The sequence below is a fragment of the Kaistella sp. genome (genome assembly GCF_049588135.1).
In the GTDB taxonomy this organism is placed as follows: Bacteria; Bacteroidota; Bacteroidia; order Flavobacteriales; family Weeksellaceae; genus Kaistella.
Genome location: NZ_JBAVFG010000081.1, coordinates 1 through 2,908, shown reverse-complemented (window position 1 = coordinate 2,908; position 2,908 = coordinate 1). Strand labels below are relative to the sequence as shown.

General features: G+C 35.4%; 3 protein-coding genes. 2 read left to right on the top strand and 1 reads right to left on the bottom strand.

What is annotated here, in order from left to right; translation table 11 throughout:
* Positions 1-650, bottom strand: a 650-nt coding sequence (locus WBY99_RS04665) for a lysostaphin resistance A-like protein (protein WP_423975172.1), incomplete at its 3' end; no start/stop codon positions are given.
* Between the two features lie 157 nt (positions 651-807).
* Between WBY99_RS04665 and WBY99_RS04660 the strand changes: the two genes are divergently transcribed.
* Both WBY99_RS04660 and WBY99_RS04655 read left to right on the top strand, forming a co-directional pair.
* Positions 808-2,403, top strand: a complete 1,596-nt coding sequence (locus tag WBY99_RS04660; RefSeq protein ID WP_423975171.1) for a peptide chain release factor 3 — start codon at positions 808-810, stop codon at positions 2,401-2,403.
* Between the two features lie 130 nt (positions 2,404-2,533).
* A partial coding sequence (locus WBY99_RS04655; RefSeq protein WP_423975170.1) for a hypothetical protein occupies positions 2,534-2,908 on the top strand: 375 nt, incomplete at its 3' end.

Below are 2,908 nucleotides of genomic sequence, written 5' to 3'. Positions count from 1 at the left end.
GGCAAAAGCAACGATTTTGTTTTATAATAAACCAAACCTAAAACACTTCCTAATAAAACAGCACCTACAAATTGCCAGGGGTTTCCATGAACCAATCCGAAAATTACCGCAGAAATGATAATAGCCGTTTTGGGTTTCAATCCTTTATTAATGAGTCCTTTCTGTATAATTCCACGGAAAATAATTTCTTCAAATAATGGCGCCATAATAACAGCGAGCAAAATCAAAGTGGCTTTATCATTGGTCATTTGATCCATTAATCTTGAGAAATATTCGTAGTATTCGCCAAAAAACGGTCCTGTAGTTGGAATTTGTGAAGTAATAAATTCGGCAATAAACATCATTCCAAGCATCATTGGAAAGATCAAAACATAGGTCATTAAATTTGTCGATGAGAAACTGAAATTCAATTTTTTTCCAGTCGTTGGTCGACAGACAAAGTAATCAAAGGCGAAAATTGCAGATAAAAATCCAGCTGCATTCGCAAGTAGTAAATAATAATCCTGGTATTGCAGGTTGACATTAAAAACGAAAACAGAGAATACGTTTAAAATTGCAACCACGAAACTTCCGGCGAGAAATCCACCCACCAAAGCAAGAACTCCTCTACCATCAAAAACGAATCTTTTCCAAACCGGTTTATCTTCCATGAATTTTTAATTTGCGCAAAGATAAATTTTTAAATAAATACCGACGAAGACCACATGATTATTTGTCAGTTAAAATTTAAACCCTACAAAAGAAACAAATTGTTTCCATTTTCATTTTCGATAAAAAAAAGCGATTTTTGCAGTCTCAAAAATAATTATGTCAGATCTACTTAAAGAAATAGGAAAAAGAAAAACCTTCGGAATTATCGCTCACCCTGATGCCGGAAAAACGACACTTACGGAAAAGCTCTTGCTTTTTGGAGGTGCAATTCAGGAAGCCGGTGCTGTAAAATCGAATAAAATTAAGAAAGGAGCGACGTCCGATTTCATGGAAATTGAAAGACAGAGAGGGATTTCTGTAGCGACTTCCGTTTTGGCATTTGAATATAAAGGTCATAAAATCAATATTTTAGATACGCCGGGCCACAAGGATTTTGCAGAAGACACTTACCGAACTTTAACGGCGGTTGATTCTGTAATCGTGGTTGTAGACGTTGCAAAAGGAGTTGAGGAACAAACCGAAAAATTGGTTCAGGTTTGTAGAATGCGGAATATTCCGATGATTGTTTTTATTAATAAATTAGATCGTGAAGGAAAAGACGCTTTCGATTTGTTGGATGAAGTGGAGCAGAAATTAGGTTTAACAGTGGTTCCGCTTTCTTTGCCAATTGGGATGGGAAGCGAGTTTCAAGGGATTTATAATATTTGGGAACATAATATTCAGTTATTTTTAGAAGAGAAAAAACAGCGAGTTGGTGAAGCCATTAAGTTTGATGATATCAATGATTCAAAAATTGATGATGCTATTGGCGAAAAAGCGGCAGAAACTTTAAGAGAAGAATTAGAATTGATTCAAGAAGTTTATCCGGAATTTAACCGTGAAGATTATATGAACGGTAATTTACAACCGGTTTTCTTTGGTTCGGCTTTGAATAATTTTGGAGTTCGCGAATTATTGGATGCTTTTATCGAGATTGCACCAAATCCGCAACCGAAAGAAAGTGATACCAGAATTGTAAAACCAGAAGAGAAAGATTTCACCGGATTTATCTTTAAAATTCACGCCAATATGGATCCGAAACACCGTGACCGTTTGGCTTTTGTGAAAATTGTTTCAGGAACTTTTAAGAGAAATGAAAATTATCTTTTAGTAAGAGAAAACAAGAAAATGAAATTCTCGTCTCCGAATGCGTTCTTCGCAGATAAAAAAGAAGTGGTTGACGAAAGTTTCCCAGGCGATATCGTTGGACTTCACGATACTGGAAATTTCAGAATTGGTGATACTTTGACTGGTGGCGAAAAAATGAGTTTCAAAGGAATTCCAAACTTTTCACCGGAACATTTCAGATATATTAATAATGATGATCCGCTAAAAGCCAAGCAGTTAGCCAAAGGAATCGACCAGTTAATGGACGAAGGTGTAGCGCAATTGTTCACGCTGGACATGAACAACAGAAAAATTATCGGAACGGTCGGAGCGCTTCAATACGAAGTTATTCAATACCGTTTGGAACATGAATATGGTGCGAAATGTACGTATGAACCACTTTCCATTCACAAAGCATGTTGGATTGAAGCCGATGAAAAGTCTGATGAATTCAAAGAATTCGCAAGACTGAAACAGCGATTTATGTGTAAGGATAAATATGGACGACCTGTATTTTTGGCGGATTCTTCGTTCACCATTCACATGACGCAGGAGAAATTCCCGAATGTGAAATTGCATTTTATAAGTGAATTTAAACAGGAATAAATTGTAAAGTCTTTGTAAATTAATTTGCAAAACACAGATAGAGAGACTCTTAATTATTTTAAGAGTCTCTTTCCATATTTTAAGGAATGCTATTTGATTACCTTGCACCGATTTAAATTTAAAAATCATTATGAAAAAAATATTTGCTGCATTCATTCTTTTCGGTCTTTTAAATTCTTGTAGTAAACAGGAGTTTTCCGCCGCAACCAATTCTATAAAAAGAGCCGACAGTCTCTTCACGAAAGCCAATGAGGGTTTAAAAAGAATAGATTCAATTTCAAAAAGAATCAATGATTCCGATGGAATTGCGAAAAAAGTCCTCATTCCACAAATTGAAAAACAGACCAAGAAAATCGACAGCACTTTGAAATCGGGGAGTTGGAAAATTGATTCTCTTAATAAAGATATTGCAGAAATTACAAAGAATGTAAAAGGAGGAACTGATGTTGCGAAAACTTTAGATTCGGCAAATAAAGCGCTTCAAAATGGTGAAAATGTAATTTCA